This window comes from Sphingomonas kaistensis (assembly GCF_036884275.1).
In the GTDB taxonomy this organism is placed as follows: Bacteria; Pseudomonadota; Alphaproteobacteria; order Sphingomonadales; family Sphingomonadaceae; genus Sphingomicrobium; species Sphingomicrobium kaistense_A.
The window spans coordinates 1,464,625-1,487,398 of sequence record NZ_CP145607.1; the positions used below are offsets into that span (position 1 = coordinate 1,464,625).

General features: G+C 66.2%; 28 protein-coding genes, 1 tRNA gene, 1 pseudogene and 1 riboswitch. Of the genes and pseudogenes, 19 read left to right on the forward strand and 11 right to left on the reverse strand.

The genetic code is table 11. The features are described from left to right. Positions 1-123 precede the first annotated feature (123 nt). Entirely contained in the window at positions 124-1,191 is a 1,068-nt protein-coding gene (locus V6R86_RS07220; RefSeq protein ID WP_338503267.1) for an FAD-binding oxidoreductase, read from the forward strand. Here V6R86_RS07220 and rnhA read toward each other — a convergent pair. Together rnhA and ispH are read right to left on the reverse strand one after the other, a co-directional pair. Further along, positions 1,188-1,634 carry a ribonuclease HI gene (rnhA, locus tag V6R86_RS07225; RefSeq protein WP_338503269.1) on the reverse strand — a complete coding sequence of 149 codons (447 nt, stop codon included), beginning with the start codon at positions 1,632-1,634 and terminating at the stop codon, positions 1,188-1,190. The genes V6R86_RS07220 and rnhA overlap by 4 nt on opposite strands. A gap of 72 nt (positions 1,635-1,706) precedes the next feature. Beyond that, positions 1,707-2,663: a 4-hydroxy-3-methylbut-2-enyl diphosphate reductase gene (gene ispH, locus V6R86_RS07230; protein ID WP_338503271.1), complete on the reverse strand. Its 957-nt coding sequence runs from the start codon at positions 2,661-2,663 to the stop codon at positions 1,707-1,709. A 50-nt stretch (positions 2,664-2,713) separates the two neighbouring features. Here ispH and V6R86_RS07235 point away from each other — a divergent pair, with 50 nt between their 5' ends. The 9 genes from V6R86_RS07235 to V6R86_RS07275 all read left to right on the forward strand — a co-directional run bounded on the left by V6R86_RS07235 (position 2,714) and on the right by V6R86_RS07275 (position 10,550). Next, positions 2,714-3,355 carry a hypothetical protein gene (locus V6R86_RS07235; RefSeq protein WP_338503273.1) on the forward strand — a complete coding sequence of 214 codons (642 nt, stop codon included), beginning with the start codon at positions 2,714-2,716 and terminating at the stop codon, positions 3,353-3,355. Between the two features lie 157 nt (positions 3,356-3,512). Beyond that, positions 3,513-3,604: riboswitch (glycine riboswitch) on the forward strand. 173 nt (positions 3,605-3,777) lie between these two features. Next, complete coding sequence (gcvT, locus tag V6R86_RS07240; protein WP_425335946.1) at positions 3,778-4,890, forward strand: glycine cleavage system aminomethyltransferase GcvT; 1,113 nt, start codon at positions 3,778-3,780, stop codon at positions 4,888-4,890. Further along, complete coding sequence (gene gcvH, locus V6R86_RS07245; protein ID WP_338503275.1) at positions 4,887-5,258, forward strand: glycine cleavage system protein GcvH; 372 nt, start codon at positions 4,887-4,889, stop codon at positions 5,256-5,258. The genes gcvT and gcvH overlap by 4 nt, the downstream gene beginning before the upstream one ends. Before the next feature lie 62 nt (positions 5,259-5,320). Further along, the gene (locus tag V6R86_RS07250; RefSeq protein WP_338503276.1) at positions 5,321-6,001 is read left to right on the forward strand and encodes a class I SAM-dependent methyltransferase; all 681 of its coding nucleotides are present in this window, start codon (positions 5,321-5,323) and stop codon (positions 5,999-6,001) included. Next, entirely contained in the window at positions 6,001-7,359 is a 1,359-nt protein-coding gene (gene gcvPA, locus V6R86_RS07255) for an aminomethyl-transferring glycine dehydrogenase subunit GcvPA (protein ID WP_338503277.1), read from the forward strand. The genes V6R86_RS07250 and gcvPA overlap by 1 nt, the downstream gene beginning before the upstream one ends. After that, entirely contained in the window at positions 7,356-8,972 is a 1,617-nt protein-coding gene (gene gcvPB, locus V6R86_RS07260; protein WP_425335947.1) for an aminomethyl-transferring glycine dehydrogenase subunit GcvPB, read from the forward strand. The genes gcvPA and gcvPB overlap by 4 nt, the downstream gene beginning before the upstream one ends. Positions 8,973-9,052: 80 nt before the next feature. Then, complete coding sequence (locus V6R86_RS07265) at positions 9,053-9,484, forward strand: hypothetical protein (RefSeq protein ID WP_338503278.1); 432 nt, start codon at positions 9,053-9,055, stop codon at positions 9,482-9,484. 8 nt (positions 9,485-9,492) lie between these two features. Continuing rightward, complete coding sequence (locus V6R86_RS07270) at positions 9,493-9,954, forward strand: ABA4-like family protein (RefSeq protein WP_338503279.1); 462 nt, start codon at positions 9,493-9,495, stop codon at positions 9,952-9,954. Further along, positions 9,951-10,550, forward strand: a complete 600-nt coding sequence (locus V6R86_RS07275; protein ID WP_338503280.1) for a DUF938 domain-containing protein — start codon at positions 9,951-9,953, stop codon at positions 10,548-10,550. Before V6R86_RS07270 ends, V6R86_RS07275 begins: the two co-directional genes overlap by 4 nt. On the opposite strand, the gene V6R86_RS07280 is transcribed toward V6R86_RS07275, so the two are convergent. Next, entirely contained in the window at positions 10,519-11,145 is a 627-nt protein-coding gene (locus V6R86_RS07280; RefSeq protein ID WP_338503281.1) for a phosphatase PAP2 family protein, read from the reverse strand. The two genes, V6R86_RS07275 and V6R86_RS07280, sit on opposite strands and share 32 nt — an antisense overlap. Positions 11,146-11,186: 41 nt before the next feature. Between V6R86_RS07280 and V6R86_RS07285 the strand changes: the two genes are divergently transcribed. Then, positions 11,187-11,600, forward strand: a complete 414-nt coding sequence (locus tag V6R86_RS07285; protein WP_338503282.1) for a PilZ domain-containing protein — start codon at positions 11,187-11,189, stop codon at positions 11,598-11,600. A 58-nt stretch (positions 11,601-11,658) separates the two neighbouring features. Here V6R86_RS07285 and V6R86_RS07290 read toward each other — a convergent pair whose 3' ends face one another. After that, positions 11,659-12,288, reverse strand: a complete 630-nt coding sequence (locus V6R86_RS07290) for a PilZ domain-containing protein (RefSeq protein WP_338505445.1) — start codon at positions 12,286-12,288, stop codon at positions 11,659-11,661. A 193-nt stretch (positions 12,289-12,481) separates the two neighbouring features. Between V6R86_RS07290 and V6R86_RS07295 the strand changes: the two genes are divergently transcribed. Continuing rightward, positions 12,482-13,483 (forward strand): aspartyl protease family protein, encoded by a 1,002-nt coding sequence (locus V6R86_RS07295; RefSeq protein WP_338503283.1) that lies wholly within the window; start codon positions 12,482-12,484, stop codon positions 13,481-13,483. A 78-nt stretch (positions 13,484-13,561) separates the two neighbouring features. On the opposite strand, the gene V6R86_RS07300 is transcribed toward V6R86_RS07295, so the two are convergent. Next, positions 13,562-13,634, reverse strand: a tRNA-Lys gene (locus V6R86_RS07300). A 14-nt stretch (positions 13,635-13,648) separates the two neighbouring features. Beyond that, complete coding sequence (gene folK / locus V6R86_RS07305) at positions 13,649-14,140, reverse strand: 2-amino-4-hydroxy-6-hydroxymethyldihydropteridine diphosphokinase (protein WP_338503285.1); 492 nt, start codon at positions 14,138-14,140, stop codon at positions 13,649-13,651. A 23-nt stretch (positions 14,141-14,163) separates the two neighbouring features. Between folK and V6R86_RS07310 the strand changes: the two genes are divergently transcribed. The 3 genes from V6R86_RS07310 (at position 14,164) to V6R86_RS07320 (ending at position 16,471) form a co-directional block, all read left to right on the forward strand. Next, on the forward strand, positions 14,164-14,835 hold the full coding sequence (locus tag V6R86_RS07310) for a uracil-DNA glycosylase (RefSeq protein ID WP_338503286.1): 672 nt from the start codon (positions 14,164-14,166) through the stop codon (positions 14,833-14,835). After that, positions 14,828-15,319: a GNAT family N-acetyltransferase gene (locus V6R86_RS07315; protein WP_338503289.1), complete on the forward strand. Its 492-nt coding sequence runs from the start codon at positions 14,828-14,830 to the stop codon at positions 15,317-15,319. The genes V6R86_RS07310 and V6R86_RS07315 overlap by 8 nt, the downstream gene beginning before the upstream one ends. A 72-nt stretch (positions 15,320-15,391) precedes the next feature. After that, positions 15,392-16,471 carry an AI-2E family transporter gene (locus V6R86_RS07320; RefSeq protein ID WP_338503291.1) on the forward strand — a complete coding sequence of 360 codons (1,080 nt, stop codon included), beginning with the start codon at positions 15,392-15,394 and terminating at the stop codon, positions 16,469-16,471. 22 nt (positions 16,472-16,493) lie between these two features. Here V6R86_RS07320 and aguB read toward each other — a convergent pair whose 3' ends face one another. Both aguB and V6R86_RS07330 read right to left on the reverse strand, forming a co-directional pair. After that, complete coding sequence (aguB, locus tag V6R86_RS07325; protein ID WP_338503292.1) at positions 16,494-17,345, reverse strand: N-carbamoylputrescine amidase; 852 nt, start codon at positions 17,343-17,345, stop codon at positions 16,494-16,496. 9 nt (positions 17,346-17,354) lie between these two features. Continuing rightward, a complete protein-coding gene (locus tag V6R86_RS07330) occupies positions 17,355-18,341 on the reverse strand; it encodes an agmatine deiminase family protein (protein ID WP_338503293.1) in 987 nt (328 codons plus the stop codon). Between the two features lie 93 nt (positions 18,342-18,434). Between V6R86_RS07330 and V6R86_RS07335 the strand changes: the two genes are divergently transcribed. The 3 genes and pseudogenes from V6R86_RS07335 to V6R86_RS07345 all read left to right on the forward strand — a co-directional run. Beyond that, positions 18,435-19,370: a hypothetical protein gene (locus V6R86_RS07335; protein ID WP_338503294.1), complete on the forward strand. Its 936-nt coding sequence runs from the start codon at positions 18,435-18,437 to the stop codon at positions 19,368-19,370. Between the two features lie 64 nt (positions 19,371-19,434). Next, the gene (locus V6R86_RS07340; protein WP_338503296.1) at positions 19,435-19,815 is read left to right on the forward strand and encodes a hypothetical protein; all 381 of its coding nucleotides are present in this window, start codon (positions 19,435-19,437) and stop codon (positions 19,813-19,815) included. Positions 19,816-19,833: 18 nt separating this feature from the next. Beyond that, a pseudogene (locus V6R86_RS07345) lies at positions 19,834-20,436 on the forward strand (alpha/beta hydrolase family protein); the annotation flags it as partial. Between the two features lie 80 nt (positions 20,437-20,516). Here the strand turns inward: V6R86_RS07345 and rpsD are convergent. Next, on the reverse strand, positions 20,517-21,131 hold the full coding sequence (gene rpsD / locus V6R86_RS07350) for a 30S ribosomal protein S4 (protein ID WP_338503299.1): 615 nt from the start codon (positions 21,129-21,131) through the stop codon (positions 20,517-20,519). Positions 21,132-21,293: 162 nt separating this feature from the next. Between rpsD and V6R86_RS07355 the strand changes: the two genes are divergently transcribed. After that, a complete protein-coding gene (locus V6R86_RS07355) occupies positions 21,294-21,602 on the forward strand; it encodes a chorismate mutase (protein ID WP_338503301.1) in 309 nt (102 codons plus the stop codon). Here the strand turns inward: V6R86_RS07355 and V6R86_RS07360 are convergent. Beyond that, positions 21,566-22,306 (reverse strand): RNA methyltransferase, encoded by a 741-nt coding sequence (locus tag V6R86_RS07360; protein WP_338503302.1) that lies wholly within the window; start codon positions 22,304-22,306, stop codon positions 21,566-21,568. The genes V6R86_RS07355 and V6R86_RS07360 overlap by 37 nt on opposite strands. Further along, positions 22,303-22,773, reverse strand: coding sequence for a transcriptional regulator NrdR (nrdR, locus tag V6R86_RS07365; RefSeq protein ID WP_338503303.1), 471 nt, complete (start codon positions 22,771-22,773; stop codon positions 22,303-22,305). The genes V6R86_RS07360 and nrdR overlap by 4 nt, the downstream gene beginning before the upstream one ends. Position 22,774 lies beyond the last annotated feature (1 nt).

Genomic DNA, 22,774 nt, shown 5'->3' on the forward strand with positions numbered 1-22,774 from the left:
CCTTCGAATGCGGAACAAATCGGCCAAAATGGTTAAGATATGGTTCGGCGAACCGCGCCCGGTCGACCTTTGTAGCGCCGCCACTGGACGGGGGTCGGTTACACGCTCTAACCGGCAGGCGGCATGAGCAGGGTCGAGCTACTGATCGTGGGCGGAGGGATCGCGGGGGCGAGCCTGGCCGCCGCCATCGCCGGGCGCCGTAAGACCTTGCTGATCGAGGCGGAAAGCCAGCCCGGCTATCATAGCACCGGCCGCTCGGCCGCCTTCTGGCATGAAGGCTATGGCGGACCGCTGGTCGCGCCGTTGAGCCGCGCTAGTCATCCGGTGTTGGAGGCGGGCGGCTATCTCTCGCCACGCGGTGCGATCCATCTTGCCCGCGACGGCGAGGAGATCGAATTGGTCGATGGCGTGACGGCCACGCCGATTGGCCGCCGGGAGCTGGAGGAACGGCTGCCCGACCTTCGTCCAGAATGGACCCACGGCGCCGACGAGCCATCGCTCGCCGACATCGACGTCGCTCGGCTTCACGGCGATTTTCTTGCCGCCGCTCGCCGCGCGGGAACGGAGATTCGCTCCGACGCCCGCTTCGCTTCGGCCCGCCACGGGGCGAGGGGGTGGACGGTGAGGCTGGAGAATGGCGAGACCATCGAAGCGGACATTATCGTCGATGCCGCTGGAGCATGGGGTGATGCGGTGGCGCGCGGCTGCGGCGTCTTCCCCCTCGGCCTCAAGCCCAAGCGCCGCACCATGGTCCAGCTCCGCCTCGGCCGCACGGGACTGCGCCATCTACCGCTGGTGGTGGGCGCCGACGGCAGCTTCTACTTCAAGGGCGAGAGCGACCGCTCGATCTGGCTCAGCCCGCATGACGAGATCGACTGCGAGCCGTGCGACGCAGCACCTGAAGAAGTGGACGTCGCGCTGGCGATCCACCGCTTCGAATCGGTGGTCGACTGGCCGGTCGAAGCGGTGGAGCGGCGCTGGGCTGGCCTGCGCACCTTCACCCCCGACCGGGTGCCGGCAATCGGCTTTGCCGCGGGACGCCGCGACTTCTTCTGGTGCGTGGGGCAGGGCGGCTTCGGCATCCAGACCGCGCCCGCTGCCGCGCAAATGGGTGCCACCCTCCTGCTAGGCGAAGGCGAGATACCGGAAGGCGTCGACCCTGCCGCCTACGACCCAAAGCGCTTCGCCTAACCGCGAACGCTTTCCGCCGCCGCGCAGGCGAGCTGGTCGACCCGCTCGTTCTCGGCATGACCGGCGTGGCCCTTGACCCATTTCCACTCGATCTGATGCGGCTCCACCGCCGCACACAGCGCCTGCCACAGCTCGGCATTCTTGACCGGCTTCTTGGCCGCGGTGCGCCAGCCATTGAGTCGCCAGTTGTGGACCCACTTGGTGATGCCGTCCTTGACGTACATGCTGTCGGTCGAAAGCGTCACGCGGCACGGGCGGGTCAGCGCCTCCAGCCCGCGAATTGCCGCCATCAGCTCCATGCGGTTGTTGGTGGTCGGGTTCTCGGACCCCGACAACTCCTTCTCGACGTTCCCCATGCGCAGCAACGCGCCCCAGCCGCCGGGGCCGGGATTGCCCTTGCAGGCGCCGTCAGTGAACAATTCGACGTGGGGAAGCTCGCTCATGCGAGCGTCATTGCGAGGAGCGCAGCGACGAAGCAATCCATGGATTGCTTCGCTTCGCTGGCAATGACGAGACTAAGCGACCAGTTCGCGCGGTAGCTTGAAGGTCAGGCCCTCTGGCACGTGATCCTGTTCTTCCATAGTGAGGACGAAGCGTTCGGACAGCGCCTCGATCACTTCCTCGACCAGCACTTCGGGCGCCGACGCCCCGGCGGTGAGGCCGACCGCCTTGGGGCTGCCCAGCCACTCCCAGTCGATCTCGACCGCGCGCTGGATCAGCCGCGCAGGAACACCTTCGCGCTCGGCCACTTCGGCGAGACGTAGCGAGTTGGAGCTGTTGGGGGCGCCGATCACCAGCATCTTTTCGACCCGTGGCACGATCGCCTTGACCGCGGCCTGGCGGTTCGAGGTGGCGTAGCAGATATCCTCGCCCCGCGGCGCCTTGATCGCGGGAAAGCGCCGATGCAGCGCAGCGACGATCGCCGCCGTATCGTCGACCGACAGGGTGGTCTGGGTCAGGAAGGCGAGGTTCTCTGGATCGGCCACCTCGATCAGCGGCACGTCTTCTTCTGTCTCGACCAGCGTCATCGATCCAGGCGGGACCTGGCCGAAGGTTCCGATCACTTCCGGATGCCCGGCATGACCGATGAAGAGGATGTGCCGCCCGGCCTCGATCAGCCGCTGGGCCTGGCGATGGACCTTGCTGACCAGGGGGCAGGTGGCATCGAGATAATCGAGGCCGCGACCCTGCGCTTCGGCCGGAACGGTCTTGGGGACGCCGTGGGCGGAGAACACCACGGGCACGCCGTCGGGCACTTCGCTCACTTCCTTTACGAACACCGCGCCCATCGCCTTCAGCCGGTCGACCACATATTTGTTATGAACGATCTCGTGGCGGACATAGACCGGCGCGCCATAACGCTCGAGCGCGAGCTCGACGATGCGAATGGCGCGCTCGACGCCCGCGCAGAAACCGCGCGGTGCGGCGATGATCAGGTGGAGGGGACTGGCGCCTTCTTGCATGGCGGCCATGTAAGGCATCGCTTGCCTGGAAAGAAGGGGCTTCCTATGAGCCTTGCCCCATGATCATCTCGCGCCGTGCCGGCTCCGCCGCCCTCATCGCCCTGCTTCTTGCCGGCTGTGCCCGCGACGGGCAGATCGCCGATACCGGCGTCTATGTCACTCGTACGGGCTGCCCGCAGGTCGCCATTCCGGCCGCGACGGGCGACGTCACCCTGTTCGACCCGGCAACCAGCCGCGACGCGCGGGCGATCGACGTCGTTGCCACCATCACCAACCTCAAGGCGACCTGCACCGAAGACGCGGCCAATGTCGTCAGCACCGCCACCTACGACGTCGTCGCCGTCCGCCGCGACGCGGGACAAGCGCGGCAGGTGGTCCTGCCGACCTTCACCGTCGCGATGCAGGGCGGCACCAACGTCGTCGCCAAGAAGGTCGGCGCGGTGGCCTTGAACTTCGCTGCCGGATCGCTTCGCGCCCAGACCAACGGCCAGACCACCGTCCGCGTCAGCCGCTCGGCCGTCGCGTTGCCGGCCGAAGTGCAGCGCGAGCTGACCCGGGTGCGCAAGCCGGGCGATGCCGATGCGGCCGTCGATCCGTTGTCCGACCCCACCGTCCGCGCCGCCGTGGCCCGCGCCACGTACGAGCAATTGGTCGGCTTCCAGCTCACCGCCGAACAGCTCCGCTACAACGCCACCCGCTAAGCCGCGGCGGCGTTTCGTATCCCTTGAAGCTGCGCTCCGCAGCTCGACACGGACGAAGCTCGTCCCCGCGCGAATTCTTCGCCACCGCCTAAAGGCGCGTTGACAGGGGCGGGGGCCTCCCTAGAGCCGGTGGCAGCCAGTCCGGCGGCAACGCCGAACGACTCGCGCGGGAGAGGCCTTGGCTCGACCAGGGCGCCGAAGGAGCAACCGCCCCCGGAATCTCTCAGGCAAAAGGACCGCGCGGGGTCGAAGGTCGTCTGGAAAGTGCCACGGGCTCCGGCTCATGGCCGCCGAAGGGGTAACCTCGCCTGATCGCGAGGGAAAGCTCTCAGGCACGAAGGGACAGACGGGGGTTCGCTTGAGGCTTCGTGGCCGCCGGGTACGGTGGGCAGGAGGCGCGAACCTTCAGGAGTTTGTTTTCCGTGGCCGACGTCCCCGACACCAACCTCAGCACTTTGCCGCTCGACTTCTGGCACCGCGCCCGCGGCGGCCGGATGGTGCCGTTCGCCGGCTATCACATGCCGGTCCAGTACGAAGGCATCATCGCCGAGCATCGCTGGACCCGCACCCATGCCGGTCTGTTCGACGTCAGTCACATGGGCCAGCTGCTGGTTCCGCTCGAACAGACGCAAGCGCTGGAACGCCTGCTTCCCGCCGACCTTCAGGCGATGAAGGATGACCGGCCCAAATACAGCCTGCTGCTCAATGAAAGCGGCGGGATCCTCGACGACCTGATGATCACCCGCCGCGCCGACGGCTGGTACCTCGTCGTCAACGGCGCGACCAAGGCCGGCGACATGGCCGTGCTGGAAGCGGCCGGCATTTCCTTCACCTATCTTGAGGACCAGGCTCTCCTCGCGCTGCAGGGACCGGAAGCGGTCGACGTCATCGCCGCCCACGCGCCGGGCGTCGCCGACTTGTCGTTCATGCAGGCCGGCGCCTTCGACCTCGCGGGGGCGCAGGCGTGGATCAGCCGCTCGGGCTATACCGGCGAGGATGGGGTCGAGATCTCGCTCCCCGCGGCCGATGCCGACCGGGTCGCCGACCTGTTGCTATCCGACAAGCGGGTTCGTCCGATCGGACTCGGCGCCCGCGATTCGCTTCGGCTCGAAGCCGGCCTACCGCTTTACGGGCACGATCTCGACGAACAGACGACGCCGATCATGGCCGACCTCCTGTTCGCGGTGAACAAGCGTCGCCGCACCGACGGTGGCTTCGCCGGTGCAGACCGTATTCTCGCTGAGGTAGAGCAGGGCGCGATTCAAAAGCGCATCGCCTTCACGGTCGAAGGCCGCCAGCCGGTCCGCGAAGGCGGCCGGATCCTCGACGACGAGGGCAACGAAGTCGGCCGGGTCACCAGCGGCGGCTTTTCGCCCAGCCTCGAAGCACCGATCGGCATGGGCTATGTCGCGACCGCGCTGGCCGAGGTCGGCACCGCCCTGACGCTCGAACAACGCGGCAAGCTGTTCAAGGCGACCGTCGCCGCCATGCCGCTCGTGCCGCACCGTTATCATCGCAAGGGGACCAGCAAGTGAGCATCCATTTCACCAAGGAACATGAATGGATCCGCGTCGAAGGCGACACCGCCACCGTCGGGATCACCGATCACGCGCAGCACCAGCTCGGCGACATCGTGTTCGCCGAAGCGCCCGAAGCCGGCAAGACGCTCGACAAGGGCGGCGAAGCGGCGGTGGTCGAATCGGTGAAGGCCGCCAGCGACGTCTATGCCCCGGCCTCGGGCGAAGTGCTCGAAGCCAATCCGGCGATCGCCGACGACCCCTCGGTCATCAACAGCGATCCCGAAGGCGACGGCTGGTTCTTCAAGCTGCGTCTCGCCGATCCGTCGGAGCTGGACGGCCTGATGGACGAAGCCGCCTATCGCGCCTGGGTCGAAACGCTCTGATCGACGCCCCCGCCTCGACCTCCAGCTGGAATGCAGCGGACTATGCCCGCGTCGGGGGCTTCGTGCCCGCGCTCGGCGCCGCAGCGCTCGACCTGCTGGCGCCGCAGCCGGGCGAGACGATCCTCGACGTCGGCTGCGGCGACGGCACGCTGACGCTGCGGATCAAGGAAGCGGGCGCCGAGGTGGTGGGCATCGACAACAGCCTGTCGATGATCGGCGCCGCCAGGGCCAAGGGTCTCGACGCCCGCCTGATGGACGCCGCGGACCTCAAATTCGTCGAAGCGTTCGACGCTGCGTTCTCCAATGCCACCCTGCACTGGGTATTGGCCAAGGAACGCGCCGCCCGCGCCATCTGGTTCGCGCTCAAGGCTGGGGGCCGCTTCGTCGGCGAGATGGGCGGCGCGGGCAATCTCGCCGCGCTCCGCCGCCATCTCGACGACGAGCTGGTGGAACGCGGCTTCGGCCCGCCGACCTATGCCGCCAACTGGTATCCGACACCGGAGGAATTCACCGCGCTCTACCAGAGCGTCGGCTTCCGCAACGTCGATGCCGAGCTGATCGAGCGCCCGACACCGCTCGAGCATGGGGTCGAAGGCTGGGTGCTCGCCTTCCGCAAGGGCTGGCTCGACCGGGCGCAAGTGCCCGAAGATCAGCGACCTGCCATCGCTTCCGCCGTCGCCCGTCGCCACGGCAGTGATACCGCCGATTACATCCGCCTCCGCTTCACCATGGACAAGCCCTGATGCGCTATCTTCCCCTTTCCGACACCGACCGCAGCGAGATGCTGGCCACCATCGGCGCGGCGAGTGTCGACGACCTATTCCGCGACGTGCCCGAAGAAGCGCGGCTCGACGGGCCGATCCACGGCCTGCCGCTGCACGCTTCCGAACTGTCGGTGGAACGGCAGTTGACCGCGCTCGCCCGCAAGAATTTGCCCGCCTCGGACGCGCCCTTCTTCCTCGGTTGCGGCGCCTACAAGCACCACATTCCGGCCAGCGTCGATCACCTGATCCAGCGCGGCGAATTCCTGACCGCCTACACGCCCTACCAGCCCGAAATCGCGCAGGGCACGCTGCAGGTGCTGTTCGAATTCCAAAGCCAGGTCGCGCGCCTTTACGGCTGCGAGGTTGCCAACGCCTCGATGTACGACGGCTCGACCGCCTGCTGGGAAGCGATCGGCATGGCGCGGCGCGTCACCCGCAAGACCAAGACGTTGATCTCGTCGGGCCTCCACCCGCATTATGTCGGCGTCTGCAAGACCATGGCCAAGTTCACCGGCGACACGCTGGAAACCGCCGCCCCGACGCTGACCGCCGAAACCGACGTCGCCGGCCTTGCTGATCGCATCGACGGCGAGACCAGCGCTGTGGTGGTGCAATATCCCGACATCCTCGGCCGCGTCGCCGACCTCCAGCCGCTCGCCGACGCCGCCCACGCCAAGGGCGCGCTGCTGATCGTCGTAGTGACCGAGCCGGTCGCCCTCGGCTTGCTCAAATCGCCCGGCGAGATGGGCGCCGACATCGTGGTGGGTGAAGGCCAGTCGATCGGCGTCGGCCTCAATTTCGGGGGCCCCTATGTTGGCCTATTCGCCTGCCGCGAAAAGCATATCCGCCAGATGCCGGGCCGGATCGCGGGCGAGACCATCGACGCCGACGGCAAACGCGGTTTCGTGCTGACGCTCTCCACGCGCGAGCAGCATATCCGCCGCGAAAAGGCGACCAGCAACATCTGCACCAACTCCGGTCTGTGCGCGCTGGCGTTTTCGATCCACATGACCCTGCTCGGCGAAAAGGGGCTGCGGCAACTGGCCGAACTCAATCACGCCCGCGCCCGCCTCGCCGCCGACAAGCTCGCCGCGATCCCCGGCGTGCGGCTAATCAACGACCTGTTCTTCAACGAATTCACCCTCGAACTGCCGGTCGAAGCCCGCCCTGCGGTTCACCGCATGGTCGAGGCCGGCGTGCTCGGCGGGGTGTCGCTCGGCCGGCTTTATCCAGGCGAAGCGGGGCTCGCCAACGGGCTAGTGGTGGCGGTCACCGAGACCGCGACCGACGAGGATATCGATGCGCTGACCAAGGCGCTGACGGAGGCAGTCAAGTGACCATCAATCAGAGCGGCTGGAAGCCATCGAGCCCGGTTCAGGGCGCCACCGACACCGGCACCGTGACCGGCAATCGCGCGCTGATGCTGGAAGAAGCTTTGATCTTCGAGATCGGCGACACCGACACCACCGGCGTCGACATCGACGTGCCGGAGCAGCGCGAAACCGGTCTCGACAATCTGCTTCGCTCCGCGCCGATCGGCCTGCCCGGCCTGACCGAGCCCGAGACGGTGCGCCACTACACCCGCCTCAGCCGCCAGAACTACGCCATCGACCTCGGCCTGTTCCCGCTCGGCTCGTGCACCATGAAGCACAACCCGCGCCTCAACGAGAAGATCGCCCGGCTGCCCGGCTTCGCGGACATCCACCCGCTCGCCCCGCGCGAAACGGTGGCGGGCGCGCTCGAACTCATCAACACGCTCGCTTTCTGGCTGATCGACCTGACCGGCATGCACGGTGTCGCGATGAGCCCGAAGGCCGGCGCCCACGGCGAACTGTGCGGCCTGCTCTGCATCCGCGCCGCCTTGGAAGCCCGCGGAGACGCCCGCCAGGTCGTGCTGGTCCCCGAAAGCGCCCACGGCACCAATCCCGCCACCGCCGCTTTCTGCGGCTACCGGGTCGAGAACATCCCCGCCACCGCCGCCGGTCGGGTCGACCTCGACGCGCTGAAAGCCCGCGTCGGCCCGGACGTCGCGGCGGTGATGATCACCAATCCCAACACGTGCGGCCTGTTCGAGCCGGACATGAAGGCGATCAGCGACGCGGTCCACGCCGCAGGCGCCTTCGTCTATTGCGATGGGGCGAACTTCAATGCGATCGTCGGGAAGGTCCGCCCCGGCGACCTCGGCGTCGATGCGATGCACATCAACCTCCACAAGACCTTTTCGACGCCCCACGGCGGCGGCGGACCGGGCTCGGGCCCGGTGGTCCTGTCGGAAGCTTTGTCGCCGTTCGGCCCGCTGCCCTACACCGCCAAGACCGCCGACGGCGTCGTTCACTTGATCGAGGAAGAGCAGGCCGACGCTTTCGCCGAAGAGCATTTCGGCGGCAAACTGCAGAGCTTCGGCCGGATGACCGCCTTCCATGGCCAGATGGGCATGTTCACCCGCGCGCTCGCCTACATCCTCAGCCACGGCGCCGATGGCCTGAAGCAGGTCAGCGAAGACGCGGTCCTCAACGCCAACTACATCCTGCGCAGCCTCGAAGACGTGCTCGACGCGCCCTTCGCCCACTCGGGCCCGTGCATGCACGAAGCCCTGTTCAGCGATAAGGGCTTCGCCGACGGCGTCTCGACCCTCGATCTCGCCAAGGCGCTGATCGACGAGGGCTTCCATCCGATGACCATGTATTTCCCGCTGGTCGTCCACGGCGCCATGCTCGTCGAACCCACCGAAACCGAAAGCAAGGCGGCGCTCGACCAGTTCATCATGGCGCTGCGCTCGGTCGCGGAACGCTGCCGGGCAGGGGACGAAAGCCTCAAGAGCGCGCCGCACTACGCCCCCCGCCGCCGCCTCGACGAGACGCTTGCGGCAAGGAAGCCCGTCGTCGCGTGGAAGGAGCCGGTCCCGGCCGCCGCCGAAGCGCCGACCCCGAGCGAGATCGGCGACCGCTGAGCCCCGCCTGGGATCCGAACGGCCTGGTAACCAACGTCGCCGGGCCGCTTCTTACCCTGGCGCTCGTGCTTGGCTGGCGCTTGCGGCGTCAGCACGCGGAACGCCCTCTGCGCCGCCGATTCCTGTGGCTCGCGCCGCTACTTTACTTAGCGGTGATCGCCTTCGCGCTGTCGCGTCATCCGCCGGGACCGAAGGGTTGGGCGCTGCTCGGAACCGGCTTGCTTTTCGGCGCGGCCGCAGGCTGGTGGCGCGGGCGGTTGTTCGTCCTGCGCTTCGATGAAGCGAGCGGAAAGGTGCTTCTGCGCCGTTCGCGCTGGGCCGTGACCATGCTGGTCAGCCTGGTCGCGCTACGCTTCCTCGCCAACCTGTGGATCGGCCCCGGCGCGCCCGAAAGCGCGACCCTCAACCTCACCGACTTCGCCCTCGGAACGATTTTCGGGCTGATCGCCGTCACCCGGCTCGAAATCGCCCTGCGCGCGCGCGCCTTGCTGGCGGCGGCCGGGCGGCGCTAGGGTTGCCCATGCTCTGGCAATCCCTCTTCAGCTTCACCAACCTCGTCGCCCTGATTGGCTGGGCCTTGCTCCTCTTCGCGCCGCGCCGGCCATTGACCTATTCGGCGATCCTTTACGCCGGAGTCGGCCTCCTTTGCCTGACCTATGCGGTGCTGCTGGTCCTCCTGATCGGCAAAATCGTCGATCCGGTTGCGCTCCCCGGGGCGGCACCGTTCGACATCGCGGACTACAGTATCGGCGGCCTGCGCAAGCTGTTCCTGACCGACGCCGGCGTGGTCGTCGGCTGGACCCATTATCTCGCCTTCGACCTGTTCGTCGGGCTGTGGATCAGTCGCGACGCCGACAACAAGGGCTTTTCCCGCCTCGCGCAGGCGCCGATCCTCATCCTCACCTATCTGGCCGGTCCCTTCGGCCTGGTCCTCTGGCTCGCCATCCGCGAACGCCGCGCCCGCGCCGCTGCCCGCTCGTGAAGCGCACCAGCCCCGCCGCGCTCCGCAATCGCGAGCCGATTCTTGCCGTCCTGCGTGACTGGCTGCCCCCATCGGGCGAGGTGCTGGAGATTGCCGCCGGCACCGGCGAGCACGCGCTGCACTTCGCCGCTGCCTTTCCCGATCTCGCCTGGCAGCCGACCGACCTCGATCCGGAAGCGCGCGATTCGATCGATACCTATCGCGAGGAAGAAGGCACGCCCAACCTTAAGCCCGCGCTGCACCTCGACGTTACCGCCGCCACCTGGCCAGTGACTTGCGCCAATGCGATCCTCGCGATCAATCTCGTCCATATCTCGACACCAGAAGCCAATACGGGCCTGCTCGCCGGCGCCGCGCGGCTGCTGGCGCCCGGCGCACCGCTAATCCTCTACGGGCCGTGGCGGGTCGAGGGCGAACTGCTGGTCTATTCCAACTTCGCCTTCGATGCGAAGCTGAAGGAGAGTGATCCTCGCTACGGCCTGCGCGACCTTTCCACCTTCGCCGCCGAAGCCCGCGACTGGGGCTTCGACCTCGCCGAGCGCCGCGACATGCCGGCCAACAACCTCATGCTGCGCTTCGATCGCCGCGGCGATTGAGCCACCACCAGGCGATCAGGGTCACCGTCGACCCGAAGATCCAGCCGGCGAGAACGTCGCTCGGCCAATGGACCCCGAGCACCGGCCGCGTCGCACCCATGACCAGCGAAGCCGTCACCGCCGCCATCACCGTCGGTCGCCGCCAGCGTTCCGGCGCGACGAACAGGGCCAGCGCGAGAAAGGTCGCCATGCTGTTGCTGGCATGACCGCTCGGAAAGCTTTGCGAATGGACCACCACCGGATGCGGGTCGAGGCTCGGGCGAGCGCGGTCGACCACCGCCTTGATGATCTCGACCCCGATGCGGGTGACGAGCACCGCCGCCAGCAGCGCCGCGAATCGCATCCGCTCACGCCGCCACCACAACCACACTGCGCCCAGCGCCGTCATCGTCAGCAGGGCAGGGGCGCTGCCGAGGTGAGTGTAGAGAATGATCCAGCCTTCGGCCTGCGGATGGACAGCACGCCACAGCGCGCCGTCGCGGATTGCGGCTACATCGAGGGGATAGGTCGATCCTCCGATCCACTCGAGAAACAGGAAAACGCCAATCGCAACAGCGAGAAGGGCGTAGGGCAGGATGCGAAATCGAGTGGTCACGCTAAATCAAATTTTTACCCCCGAACTTTAGTTCCGCTGATATGGACGAGAGTAGCCAGGTACAGAATCGGCGGCAGCGCCGTTCCAATGTTCTCCTGACGGCCATGATCGAAATGGCAGCCGGACAGTCGCTCGACGTCAAGCTGCGCAATCTGTCGGCCGAAGGCGCCCTGATCGAGGGCGAGGGGCTGCCGCACGAAGGCGCCGAGATACGCTTCCGCAAGGGCGATCTCAGCGTCGCAGGCAAGATCGTCTGGGTCAGCGGCAAGCGCGCCGGCATCCACTTTCACCAGCGATTGTCGCCCGAGGCGTTGCTGCGCCACGTGCCGACCCCCAAACCGCGCATCCTGCCGTCCTTCCGCCGCCCTGGCCTCGCCGCACAGCCAATGACCAGCAGCGAGCGAAGCCTTGAACAGGTGTGGGGCGTCGCCAAGGCGCCCGATCCTTTCGGCTGACCGGGCGATCGGCCCGGGATTGCGGCCCGTTGACGATAATCGACGCGTAAAAAGGCGCTCAGGCCGCGTGGCGTGAGCCGCTGCGGGCTTTCAGCCAATCGATCAGCACGGGCAGCGGAAGCAGTCGGTTGAAGGTGATCCCCGCACAGCCATCCGATGTCCAGCGGACCACGCCCGGCTGCGGTGGAAGTCCCGGCAGGCTCACCACCACCTCGGCGTTGCGCGCGAAGCCGGCATCGGTCTCGACCTTGATCCCGCCCTGGCTGATATCGCAGGCCCGCGCCCGCACGATGGTCGCCCCCTCGCGCAGGGTGCAAAAGGACGAGGTCTCGATCCGCGGCATGCGCGGGCGGGGGCCGTCCTCGCTCTGGCTGAGCATGGCGACCACATCGATCGGCGTGTCGAACACCAGGCCGACATTGGGGCTTTGGACCCAGGCGACCTTGCCGCTCAGCGGCTGGCCGCATTTCAATTCCACCGTGAGTTGTTGCCCAAGCCTGATGCTCTCGCTGTACAGCCGAAGCATCGCCCCCCCGGCCGAGATGTTCTTGATGAGGCACAATTCGCGCCGTCCATCGACCACCATGGTGCCGACCCGGAACAGGGTCAGGTGGCGCTCTCCCTCGCGGCGATCGTCGGGCGCCGGGGCGCGATCGCTCAAGGAGTAGAGGGTCGTCTCGACGGGCATCTCTTCCACTTTATAGCTCCCGGACGCCACCGGCCGTCAGTTTGGCCGCGAATTCCCTCCAGCGATTCCTAGGCACGGGTGATTACCATCTGGTTAGACCATTGATCCATTTCGGGAATATGTTTCCGGCCGGTCTTTCCCGTTTCGGCCGAGAGGGTTATCCTCGACCATCAGCCTTCCGGGAGAATGGCTCATGATGTTGGCCCTGACCGCCGCCGCCGCGCTCGCCGCGACCCCCGTTGTTCCGCAAACGGCGAGCACGCCGCTCACCAGGCTCGAGGCGACCAACGCGCCCGCCGACGACGGTGCGGACGAGAGCGAGAAATTGTCGCTCGAACGCTTGCCCGACCTCCGACTGACGGTGAACGTCGCGGTGGGCGGCGAAGGACCGTTCCGCTTTCTGGTCGACACCGCCGCCGATCGCAGCGCGGTGTCTCACCAGATGGCCGCCAGGCTCAAGCTCGCTCCCGGCCGTGAGGCCGTGCTGCACAGCGTCAGCGGGGTCAGCCGGGTCAGCACCGCGTCGGTGCGCGGCATGCAGGTCGCGACCCGGACGCTTCCCGACGTCAACGCGCCTTTGCTCGACGAAAGTCATGTCGGCGCCGACGGCATCCTCGGCACCGATGTCCTGCGTTCGGCCATGGTGCGCTTCGATTTCCGCCAGCGGCAGCTTTCCATACTGCCTTCGACCAAGGCGCAGCGTAAAACGGACGACCCCGATGCGATCGTGGTCGAAGCCCGCCGCCGCGCGGGCCGGCTGATCGTCACCGAGGCCGAACTCGACGGACAAAAGCTGACCGTCGTGCTCGACACCGGAAGCGAAATGTCGGTTGGAAATGCCGCGCTGCGCCGCGCGCTTCACCGCCGCGGGCAGCTCGGCGTCGAAACCTCGGCCATCCTTGGCTCGGTCACCGGCGCGACGCTTCCCGCCAGCGTCATGAAGAGCCGCAAGCTCGATATCGGCGGCGTGACATTGCTGGAGCTCGGGATCGCTTTTGCCGACGTGCACACCTTTCGCGCCCTCGGCATCGACGATCGCCCTGCCTTGTTGCTCGGCATGAACGCGCTTCATGCGTTCGACAGCCTGACCATCGACATGCGCGCGAAAAAACTCCGCTTCGTCATGCCCGCGCCGGCCGGACGGTCCAGCCGCTATGCTTCGGCCGATGTAAGAGATCCCCTGCAAAGGCGGTGAGGAGCCTGTGGCTCGACCCACCAGCCGTTGCATGCCGCTGGCGCCAAGGAATGCAGCCAATGTGGGTGGGGAAACGCGTGAGCCGTGCTGGGCTCGAACCAGCGACCCGCTGATTAAAAGTCAGCTGCTCTACCGACTGAGCTAACGGCCCACGCGAAGGCGCACCTAGTGGGTCGCGCGGCGCTTGCCAAGTCGGGCAGCGAGATGTTTGGCGGTCAGGCTTCCCCGAAGCGGCCAGTGCGGCGCGATGGCGTTGAGTGGAAGCAGCATAAAGGCGCGTCCCTCGAGCGCCGGATGAGGAATGGTTAGGCGCCGGTCGGACCATCGCCCGCCGTCCCACGCCAACAGATCTAGATCGAGCACCCTAGCGCCCCAGCGCTTGCCCGGCCGCCGCCCGAACGCGCGTTCGATTGCCTTCAGCGCATCAAGCATTGCCGGCGGCTCCAATTCGCTTTCGACGATGGCCACCGCATTGGCGAAATCGCGGCCCGCGCCGCCGCTCGCCGGATTGAGCAACAGGGGAGAAGCGTCGAACAGCGAGAATTGGCGGTCTAGCTCGGCAATCGCGGCCTGGACGACATGCGGAGGGCGGCCGTGGCGGCCATGCGGGCGGTTGGAGCCGACGGCGACGGCGTAAAGGTGCGTTTGCTCGGTCACGCGGCCTCGCCTATCCCCACCGCATGCTGTTCGCCAGCCCCCCCGTCGTCTCACCGGTCCCGCAGGCGGAAGCGCCGCGCGACTGTCCGCTTTGCCCGCGCCTCGTTGCCCTGCGCGAAGACTGCCGGGCCGAGCATCCCGACTGGTGGAATGGGCCGGTTCCGGCCTGGGGCGATCCGGACGCGTGGCTTGCGGTGGTCGGCATGGCACCGGGCAAGCATGGCGCCAACCGCACCGGTCGGCCCTTCACCGGCGATTTCGCGGGCGACCTTACCTACCAGACGCTGTCGAAATTCGGTCTTGCCACCGGCACCTATCGCGCCGATCCTTCCGACGACCTCCAGCTTCGCGGCGCGCTGATCCTGAATGCTGTGAAATGCCTGCCACCGCAGAACAAGCCCGAGCCGATCGAAATCGCCACCTGCAGGCCCTATTTCGAAGCCGCTTTAGCCAGCCTGCCCAAGGTGCAGGTGCTGGTCGCGCTCGGCGCCATCGCCCATGCTGCCGCGGCGCGCGCGCTGGGGCTGAAGCCGAGCCAAGCCAAGTTCGGCCATGGCAGCGAGATCGTCGCCCCCGACGGCCGCATTCTCCTCGGCACCTATCATTCGAGCCGCTACAATCAGAACACCCGCCGTCTGACCCCGCCGATGTTCGAGGCGGTGTTCGAGCGCGCGGTCGCGCTTGGACGTGGTTGAAGCGATCGCCACCGAGCGGCTGGTCCTGCGCCGCGCCCGGATCGAGGATGTCGAGCCAATGCACCGCATCATGCGCGATCCTGTCACCATGCGTTACTGGTCGACCCTTCCTCACGAAAGCCTCGAGACCACCGCCGATTGGGTTCGAAGCATGCTCGACCCTCCGTCCGGCAACGACGACTTCATCGTCACGCTGAACGGCAAGGCGATCGGCAAGATGGGTGCCTGGCAGCTTCCCGATTTCGGCTATCTGCTCGACCCCGCCCATTGGTGCCAAGGCTACGCCGGTGAAGCGCTCGCCGCCTTTCTCGCCCACAGGCGCCGCGCGGGAAGCGCCTTTCTCACCGCCGATACCGACCCGCGTAATACCGCCAGCATTCGCCTGCTCCAGCGCCACGGCTTTCGCGAAACCGGGCGAGCCGCCCGGACGTGGCTGATCGGGGGCCAGTGGTTCGACAGCATCTACTGGCGCCGCGACCTCTAGCATCGCTCTCTTGCGGCGAGCGCCTTCCGTTCGGGCATGGTTGCTCTATGAAGCCAGCAGGAGTTGCCGGAGATGTCGATGCAGGAAGCCAGTCCGCCGAAGCCGCAAAGGGGAGGGGGCTTTCTCCTGTTTCTGGTGCTCGTCACCCTGGCCCTCGGCTATATCGCCTGGCCATTCGCCTCGGCCCTGTTGTGGGCGGTGATCGCGGCGATCATGTTCCAGCCGCTTTATCGCTGGATGCTCAGCCGGTTGAACGGCGGCCGCAATCTTGCGGCGATCGCGACCCTTCTCGTCATCTTCGTCGCGGTGATCGTGCCTGCGATCGCGATCGGCGACATCATCGTCAAGCAGGCGCTCCAAATCTACGAAGTGGTCAAAGCCGGGCGGTTCGACGCGGCGGGCACGTTTGAACAAATCCAGAGCAGGTTGCCCACGCGATTGAGCCAGATCCTCGAAGGATCGGGCTATGGCAATTTCGCGGTGATCCAGGAGCGGGTGACAGCCGTCCTCCGCGACAGCTTGAGCGTTATCGCCAGCCAGGCGCTCAAGATCGGCGGCAATGCCTTTACCTCGCTGCTGGTCTTCGCGGTCGGTCTCTACGTTACCTATTTCCTGCTTCGCGACGGTGACCGCCTCGGTGCGCTGGTCAAGGACACGCTGCCGCTCGACAGGCGGTCGGCCAATCATCTCGCCAGCAATTTTGTCGCCACCATTCGCGCGACGATCAAGGGATCGGTCGTGGTCGGGCTGGTCCAGGGCCTGCTCGGGACCATCACCTTCTGGATCGTCGGTTTTCCCTCGGCGGTGCTGCTCGGTGTGCTGATGGCGATCGTCTCGCTCCTGCCGGCGATCGGGCCGGCGATCGTGTGGATCCCGATCGCGGGCTATCTGCTGCTGACCGGAAGCATCTGGCAGGGGATCGTGGTGATCGTATCGGGCGCCGTGGTGATCGGCTCGGCCGACAATTTGTTGCGCCCCCTGCTGGTCGGCCGTGAAACCGGCATTCCCGACTGGCTGGTGCTGGTCAGTACGCTCGGCGGAATCGCCGCCTTCGGCCTCAGCGGCGTGGTGGTCGGGCCGGTCGTCGCCGGCCTCTTCCTCGCCGGTTGGGCGCTTTATCGTGAAGAGACCGTCGAGGAACTCGTTGAGTAGATTTGTTCTACCCCAAGGCGCGTCAGATGTCCTGCACTAGCCGCCCGTAAAGCTCCGGCCGGCGGTCGCGAAAGAAGCCGAAGGCGGCGCGGTGGCGGCGGGCGGCGGCGAGGTCGAGCTCGGCGATCAGTACCCCCGTTTCGGTGGCGCCGAATTCGGCCAGCAGATCGCCGCGTTCGTCGCAGATGAAGCTGTGCCCGTAGAACCGCTGGCCGCCCTCCGTGCCGATCCGATTGGCGGCGACCACCGGCACGACGTTGCTGACCGCATGCCCGATCATCGCCCGCCGCCACAGCCGCGAGGTATCGAGGTCGGGGTCGTGCGGCTCGGTTCCGATCGCGGTCGGGTAGAACAGGATCTCGGCGCCCATCAGCATCATCGCGCGGGCGGTCTCGGGATACCATTGGTCCCAGCAGATGCCGACGCCAAGCTTCTCTGCCTCCGGTCCGTCCCACACCTTGAAGCCGGTGTTGCCCGGGCGGAAGTAGAACTTTTCCTCGTAGCCGGGACCGTCGGGAATATGGCTTTTGCGGTAAAGCCCGGCGACCTTTCCGTCCGGGTTTACCATCGCCAGACTATTGTAATGATGCGGTCCGTCGCGCTCGAAGAAGCTCGTTGGGATCCAAATGCCAAGCTCGCTCGCAAGGCGCTGCATCGCCAGCACGCTCGGGTGCTTCTCGGTCGGGAACGCGGTGGCGAACAGCCCCTCGTCCTCGGTCCGGCAGAAGTAAGGCCCTTCGAACAATTCGGGCGGAAGCACGACCTGCGCGCCTTTGCCGGCGGCTTCACGCACCAGCTCGGTCACGGCCGCGATATTGGTTTCGGTATCGCCTCCAAGCTCGAGCTGGAGGGCAGCGACGGTGATCTTGGTCATGGAAATGCCTCAGGCCGGGATCTGCTGGGAAATGCAGTGGAAGCTGCCACCGCCGGTCAGGATGTGGTCGGCGCGCAGGCCCACTGCAAGGCGTCCCGGGAACAGCGCCTGCACCGCGGCGACGGCTGCCTCGTCGTTAGGGCTGCCATAAAGCGGCACCACCACGGCGGCGTTGCCGATCAGGAAGTTCATGTAGGAGGCCGGGATGATGTCTTCGTCGGCTTTGATCCGCCCGGGGGAGGGCAGGCGCACCAGATCCAGCCCCGCCGCTTCGATCCGCGCCGCGGCATCGGCATAGACCGCGGCATTGGGATCGTCGGCCGCAGGCTCCGGCAATACCACGCGGCCGCTGCCGACGAAGCGGGCAAGGTTGTCGACGTGGCCGTCGGTATGATCGTTGGCCAGCCCTTCGCCCAGCCACACCACTCGGGTCGCGCCGAGGTCGCGGGCGAGTCGCTGCTCGACCTCTTCGCGGCTGAGACCAGGGTTGCGGTTGGGGTTGAGGAGGCACTGCTCGGTGGTCACGAAGAGCCCTGAGCCGTCGCCATCGACTGCCCCGCCCTCGAGGATCCAATCGGCCTTGGCGTAGGGCAGGCGAGAGGACGCAGCGAGGCGCTCACCGATGCTGTCGTCGCCCTCGAGATCGTATTTTCCGCCCCAGCCGTTGAACCCGAACCCCTGCGCCCGCCGCTCGCCGCCCGAGCCGAGCACGATCGGCCCCGTGTCGCGCAGCCAGATGTCGCCGAACGCTTCCTCGATCACCGTCGCGAACGGCGCGAGGCGCCGGGCTTCGGCCGCAGCCTCGGCATCGGCGGCGACGAGGATGATCTCCTCACCCTTGCCGTCGGCATGGAGCGCGCGGGCAAGCGCCGCGACCTCTTCCTGCGCCGGCGCCAGATCCTCGACCCACAGCTCGGGATCGCTCGGAAACCCGATCCACATGGCGGCGTGCGGGGCCCATTCGGGCGGCGGGAGGAGCGTAGGGGCGTGTGCCATGGGCGCGCCCTAGCGAGGCGTTACGACCCCGCCAAGTCGCTTGCATTCGCCATCGCGACACGTAAGTTTCTTCAAACAGGGGAAGGGGCTTTCATGTTGCGTAGCGTAAGCGCGGCCGGTTCGGCTGTGATGATGATGTTGTGGGCAACGGCGGCAAGCGCACAGGTTGCCACAGCGATCGAGGCGGACGCGATCGCCTTTGGCACACGCGAAAGCGTCAGGAACATGGGTTTGTCGCCCGACGGCAAGCAGGCGGTATTCGTTGGACCTGGTCCGGGCCGAACAACCATCGCTTATCATGTCGACATCGCGGTCGGCGCGACCAAGCCGATCCTCAAGGCGAGCGGGAATCCGGAGCGGCTGCAATGGTGCGAATTCGCGTCCGATCGGCGGCTCGTGTGCCGCTTCTATGCCATGGTGCAAGGCGGCGCCGGACTGCTGCTCCCCTCGACCCGAACGATCTCTCTCAACATTGACGGAACGGATATCAAGGCGCTCGGTCAGCGCGAAACCGATTACGACCAGGGCTTGAGGCAAACGGACGGTGCGGTCATCGACTGGCTGCCGGGTAATGGCGACGAGATCCTGATGAGCCGGCTCTACGTGCCGCAAGGTCCCCGCGCCGCGTCGCTCAGCACCGTCCGAAACAAGCAAGGGGTCGGCGTCGTCAAGGTGGACACCCGCACGCTGCGATCGATCGAAGTGGAGCCAGCGCGCCGTCAAGTGGGATCCTTTCTCAGCGATGGTCGCGGCAATGTGCGTGTGCAGGGTATATCGGAAGAAACCGGCGACGGTCAGCTGACGGGGCGAAGGAAGTATCAGTATCGTATCGCCGGAAGCAGGGATTGGCGCGACCTCGAGCCCTATCAGGATGGGGAATTCATTCCGCTCGCCGTGGATGGCGATTTTTTCCGACGCCCTCTACTCCCTTCGCCGCAAGGACGGCCGCTATGCACTCATCCGAACCGCGCTTGGCGCAACTCCGTCGGAAACACTCGTCGCCAGTCACCCCAAGGTCGACATCGATGACATCGTTCGCAGCGCCAACGGCCAGAAGATCATCGGCTACACCCATGCCGAAGAGCGCCGCGAAGTGACTTATTTCGATCCGGCAAGCAAAGGGCTCGTCGATGCGCCCGGTCGAGCATTGCCGAAGCTGTCGCAAATTCAACTCGTCGACAGTAGCGAGGATGGCAGCAAGGTCTTGGTTCATGCCGGCGCCGACAATGACGCGGGACGGTATCTGCTCTTCGACAAAGCCACCAAGAAACTCGGCCAGCTCTTACCGTCGCGGCCAGAGCTCGAGCAGCGCGCCTTGGCTTCGGTGCAGAGCATTACCTATACGGCCAGGGATGGGGTCGCGGTTCCCGCTTACCTGACATTGCCGCCGGGCAGGGAGGCGGGTCGCGGGCTGCCAATCGTCATTCTTCCCCACGGAGGTCCAGCCGCGAGGGACGAATGGGGCTTCGACTGACTTCCGCAATTTTTCGCGTCGCAAGGCTATGCGGTGATCCAGCCGAACTTCCGCGGCTCGGCGGGTTATGGCGAAAGTTGGGAAAACGAAAACGGGTTCAAGAACTGGCGAACGGCAATCAACGACATCGTCGACGCCGGGCGCCATGTTGCCCGCACCGGGGTAGGTGACCTGAACAGGATGGCCATCGTCGGATGGTCATACGGCGGCTATGCGGCCTTGCAGGCAGCAGCGACCGAACCGGCCCTGTTCAAGGCGGTGGTCGCCATTGCCCCGGTGACCGATATTCCGATGCTGCGCTCCCAATTCGATCAGTACACCAGCAATTCCGTCACGCGCCGCTGGATCGGATCGGGCACCTTTCTCGAAGACGGGTCACCGGCACGGCAAGCCGGTCGCATCCAGGCGCCCGTTCTGATGTTCCACGGGGACCTTGATCTGAACGTCGCGCTCACTCAGTCGCAAAAGATGGACAGCGCTCTCAAAGGCGCTGGAAAGCAGAGCGAATTGGTGATCTTCAAGGGGCTGGATCACGGCCTGGAAGACAATGACGCGCGGGCGCTCATGCTGTTACGATCTGCCCGACTACTGTCCGATACGATCGGAAAATCGGGCGGCTGAATTCTCTACCCCGCAATGCCAAAAAGGGCGGCCCTTTGCGCGAGGACCGCCCTTTTCGTATCGCATCAATCTAAAAAGACTTAGCGCGAATAGAATTCGATCACGAGGTTCGGTTCCATGCGGACCGGATAAGGCACCTCGTCGAGGGTCGGCACGCGGGTGTAGGTCACCTTGGTGTTGCCGTCCGGCGTGACATATTCGGGAATGTCGCGCTCGGCCAGGCTCTGCGCTTCCATGACCAGCGCCATTTCCTGCGCCTTGGGGCCGAGCTCGATCACCTCGCCGACGTTCACGCGGCGGCTGGCGATGTTGCACTTCACGCCGTTGACGCGGATGTGTCCGTGGCTGACGAGCTGGCGGGCAGCCCAGATCGTCGGCGCGAACTTGGCGCGGTAGACGATCATGTCGAGGCGGCGCTCGAGCAGGCCGATAAGGTTCTGCGACGCGTCGCCCTTCATCTTGCTGGCTTCAAAGAAGGTCCGCTTGAACTGCTTCTCGGTGACGTCACCGTAATAGCCCTTGAGCTTCTGCTTGGCGCGCAGCTGGATGCCGAAGTCCGACATCTTGCCCTTACGGCGCTGTCCGTGCTGGCCGGGGCCATATTCGCGCTTGTTAACCGGGCTCTTGGGCCGTCCGAAGACGTTCTCGCCCATGCGGCGGTCGAGCTTGTACTTGGCGCTGGAGCGCTTCGACATTGGTATTCCTTCAATTGCGTTTCAGTCGTGTTCCGGAACCGCGCTGCTTGCTGACAGGTCAGGGCAGGGCCACCGCTTCACCGGAGTGCGGAGCCAATTGCGGAGGCGCGCCCCTAGGCGAAGGGGTTGCGAAGGTCAAGCCGGGAGGCCATGGCCGCAGGCATGAGCGAACCCCTCGATCCCGAAGATTGCACCACCATGCCCGAGGTCCGCGCCGGCGTCGACGAGGTTGACCGCGCCATCGTCGACCTGCTCGCGCTGCGCTTCGGCTACATGGAAGCCGCCGCACGCATCAAGCCCGGCCGCGAAGCGGTGCGGGACGAAGCGCGCAAGGCGCAGGTGCTGGCGAATGTCGATGCAGCGGCCGACGAAGCGGGGCTCGACCGGAGCCTGATTGCCGGCCTCTACGAGCAATTGATCGAAGCCTCGATCGCTTACGAATTCGAGGAGTTCGACCGGATCCGCGGCTGAGCGATGGCGCGGATGATCCCCCGCACCGCCTTCAGTTCGCGGCTCGACCAGCCCGGCTTGGTGAAAATGGTTCGGATGGTGTTGCGTGTGGCGTGAATGCGCTCGGGCGGATTGAAGTAGTTCACCTGGGCCAGATAGCCGTCGAGATGCTCGATCAGCCCGTCGAGCTCGGCCTGCGGGGCGCGGGGCTCGACCTCGAAGCGGGTCGGCTGCACCAAGGTCGCCTGCCGTGACCATTCATAGGCGAGCAGGATCACCGCTTGCGCAAGGTTGAGGCTCCCGAACTCGGGATTGATCGGCACGGTGACGATATGGCTGGCGAGAACCACGTCCTCGGTCGCAAGGCCTGAGCGTTCCGGGCCGAACAGGATAGCGGAGCGACCGGGCTGGCCGTGGATCGCCTGCGCCATTTCCTCGGGCCCAACCACCGGGGTTACGATGTCGCGCTTGCGGACGGTTGAGGCGAAGACTTGGCTGCAGTCGGCGAGTGCTTCCGCCACGGTGTCGTACAGTTGCGCCCGTTCGAGCACGAGGTCGGCGCCGCTGGCCGCAGGGCCGGCGTCGGGGTTGGGCCAGCCGTCGCGTGGAGCGACGATGCGCATTTCGGTCAGGCCGAAGTTCAACATCGCCCGTGCTGCCTTGCCGATATTCTGGCCGAGTTGCGGGCGGACCAGGACGATGATCGGCGGCGGGGCGCTGCTCACAGCAATTTGCCCGGCTCGGGTGGTTCGCCCACTTCCTCGGCGATTTCGGCGAAGTCGCTGGCTTCGGAGAAGTCGCGATAGATGGAGGCGAAGCGGATGTAGGCGACGTGGTCGAGGGTCTTCAAACCCGCCATCACCTTTTCGCCGATCTCCTCGACCCGAACCTCGTCGCCGCGGGTTTCGAGCTGGCGCTGGATGCCGGACACCAGGCGCTCGATCTTTTCGGGGCTGATGTCCCGCTTGGCGCTGGCATGGCCGATGGCACGGGAAAGCTTGGCCCGGTCGAACGCCTCACGCCGGCCGTCGCGCTTGATCACCACCAGATCGCGCAACTGGATCCGCTCGAATGTCGTGAAGCGGGCCGCGCAGCCGTCGCATTGACGGCGCCGGCGGATTGCGGCGCCGTCTTCCGACGAGCGGCTGTCCTTCACCTGCGAACTGAGATCACCGCAAAAGGGACAGCGCATT

Coding starts and splice junctions, on each gene's coding strand:
- V6R86_RS07220 (WP_338503267.1), top strand. CDS start 124: ATGAGCAGGGTCGAGCTACTGATCGTGGGCGGAGGGATCGCGGGGGCG.
- rnhA (WP_338503269.1), bottom strand. CDS start 1,634: ATGAGCGAGCTTCCCCACGTCGAATTGTTCACTGACGGCGCCTGCAAG.
- ispH (WP_338503271.1), bottom strand. CDS start 2,663: ATGGCCGCCATGCAAGAAGGCGCCAGTCCCCTCCACCTGATCATCGCC.
- V6R86_RS07235 (WP_338503273.1), top strand. CDS start 2,714: ATGATCATCTCGCGCCGTGCCGGCTCCGCCGCCCTCATCGCCCTGCTT.
- gcvPA (WP_338503277.1), top strand. CDS start 6,001: ATGCGCTATCTTCCCCTTTCCGACACCGACCGCAGCGAGATGCTGGCC.
- V6R86_RS07270 (WP_338503279.1), top strand. CDS start 9,493: ATGCTCTGGCAATCCCTCTTCAGCTTCACCAACCTCGTCGCCCTGATT.
- V6R86_RS07285 (WP_338503282.1), top strand. CDS start 11,187: ATGGACGAGAGTAGCCAGGTACAGAATCGGCGGCAGCGCCGTTCCAAT.
- V6R86_RS07290 (WP_338505445.1), bottom strand. CDS start 12,288: ATGCCCGTCGAGACGACCCTCTACTCCTTGAGCGATCGCGCCCCGGCG.
- V6R86_RS07295 (WP_338503283.1), top strand. CDS start 12,482: ATGATGTTGGCCCTGACCGCCGCCGCCGCGCTCGCCGCGACCCCCGTT.
- V6R86_RS07310 (WP_338503286.1), top strand. CDS start 14,164: ATGCTGTTCGCCAGCCCCCCCGTCGTCTCACCGGTCCCGCAGGCGGAA.
- V6R86_RS07320 (WP_338503291.1), top strand. CDS start 15,392: ATGTCGATGCAGGAAGCCAGTCCGCCGAAGCCGCAAAGGGGAGGGGGC.
- aguB (WP_338503292.1), bottom strand. CDS start 17,345: ATGACCAAGATCACCGTCGCTGCCCTCCAGCTCGAGCTTGGAGGCGAT.
- V6R86_RS07330 (WP_338503293.1), bottom strand. CDS start 18,341: ATGGCACACGCCCCTACGCTCCTCCCGCCGCCCGAATGGGCCCCGCAC.
- V6R86_RS07335 (WP_338503294.1), top strand. CDS start 18,435: ATGTTGCGTAGCGTAAGCGCGGCCGGTTCGGCTGTGATGATGATGTTG.
- rpsD (WP_338503299.1), bottom strand. CDS start 21,131: ATGTCGAAGCGCTCCAGCGCCAAGTACAAGCTCGACCGCCGCATGGGC.
- V6R86_RS07355 (WP_338503301.1), top strand. CDS start 21,294: ATGAGCGAACCCCTCGATCCCGAAGATTGCACCACCATGCCCGAGGTC.
- nrdR (WP_338503303.1), bottom strand. CDS start 22,773: ATGCGCTGTCCCTTTTGCGGTGATCTCAGTTCGCAGGTGAAGGACAGC.